Annotated in this window: 1 protein-coding gene and 1 pseudogene; one reads left to right on the plus strand and one right to left on the minus strand. The window is 66.8% G+C overall.

The features are described from left to right. Positions 1 to 1,253 (minus strand): annotated as a pseudogene (locus RMO81_RS10595) (hypothetical protein); the annotation flags it as partial. A gap of 149 nt (positions 1,254 to 1,402) precedes the next feature. Between RMO81_RS10595 and RMO81_RS10600 the strand changes: the two are divergent. After that, positions 1,403 to 1,641 (plus strand): RNA polymerase sigma factor (locus RMO81_RS10600; protein ID WP_310475825.1); only part of this gene is annotated, 239 nt, incomplete at its 3' end.

Here is a 1,641-nt window from a genome sequence, read left to right on the forward strand (position 1 = left end):
GCCAGCCGGGCGATGGCATCGGCCACCACCGGGTTATTGGCGCCCGACAGGCTGACATTGATCACCGCCACCTTTTGCGCGGCCATCCAGTCCAGCGCGCGCACCACGGCCAGCGCGGAACCGGCGCTGCGGCGGGGGCCGGAAAACACGTCGCCCACGATGATTTCGGTGCGGCTGCCCGGGGCCGGTTCGGTGCCGGCGATCAGGCTGGAAATGATGGTGCCGTGCAGCGCCGGATCGGGGGCGCCGCCATTGAAGCCCTGCTGCACCAGGCGCGTGCGCTTCAGATCGGGCAGAGTGCCGGCCACGCCGGTATCGATGACGCCGATGCGGCACGGGCAGGCGCGCCGGTTCACCCGCTGCGGCTTGCCGCCGGAACGGACCAGCGCCGACGTGCGATCAAACAGGTGGTTGAGCGAATGCGGCGCGCTGCCGATCAGGCCATCAAGCTGCACCAGCGCATCAATATCCTTCACCCGGGCCGGAGACGCCAGCAGCACAGCCTGGCCGCTGAGCGATGTCATCTTGTGCCGTTCCAGCACGCGAAAGCCGGCGCGAGTCAGCCGCGCGATGCCGGCATCATCAACACCCAACACCACCAGTTCGCCGCGGCGATAACGAAAGCCGTCATCGTCACTTTCGATGGCTTCCTGCTTGTCCAGCCGGGCACGCTGGCGGGAATCTTCGGCGCCAGCATATTGTGCGGCGGCGGGCACATCTGCTGCGTCGTCATCGTCATCGGCGCTGCTGCTGCCGGGCGCTGAACCGGGGCCGTCATCGCGGTCATCGGCAGCGCCATTGTCGTCGTTGCGGTCGTCGTCGTTGTCGCCCGTTGCTGCAACAGCGCCGCCGCTGGCCGCCGGGGCATCATCGTCGTCATCGCCGCCGCCGGCTGCGCTGCCAACGGCGGCCGCGCCGTCATCATCGTCGCCGCCGGTGCTGCCCGCGCCAGCCGCAGCGCCGTCATCATCGCCGCCATCCGGGCCAGCGGCAGCCGCGCCATCATCTGGGCCAGCATCATCGGCGCCGCCAGCGCCAGCGTCGCCAGCACCAGCGTCGCCAGCACCTGCATCGTCGGGCGTGTCCGGCGCGTCGTCCGGATCGGGCACGGCTTCATCGTCATTGGCGGCATCGTTGTCGTGATCGCTTGGATCGGCGGGCTGTTCGGCCAGCACGGCTGCGCCTGGCAGCGGCGGCGCTGCCATCGGTAACAACAGCAGGCCAAGAAGCCAGAAGACATTGCGATGCTTCATCGATTCGTGCCTTTGCATTATTGCCCGGCAACCGGAATGGGGTTTGGCGCCGCATCACGACCGCGCCGAACATTCGGGCTGCACCTGATGAACAAAGCCTGTATTGCACGCGGGAATATTCCGGGTGCCATATCGTTTGGATAGCAACGATGAACAATGCAGCGGCACTGGGCCGGGACATCATCGAACATCTGCCGCGCCTGCGCCGGTTCTGCCGGGCGTTGACCGGCACGGTTCATGATGCCGACGATCTGGCGCAGGCTGCGGTTGAAAAGGCAATGCGGAACGTGGAAAAATACGCCGAGGGTACCAATCTGGATCGCTGGTTGATCACCATCGCGCATAATCATTGGCGCGACAGCCGCCGCAACCTCGCCAACCGCACGCC

The organism is Sandarakinorhabdus sp. (assembly GCF_031422795.1).
Lineage (GTDB): Bacteria > Pseudomonadota > Alphaproteobacteria > Sphingomonadales > Sphingomonadaceae > Sandarakinorhabdus.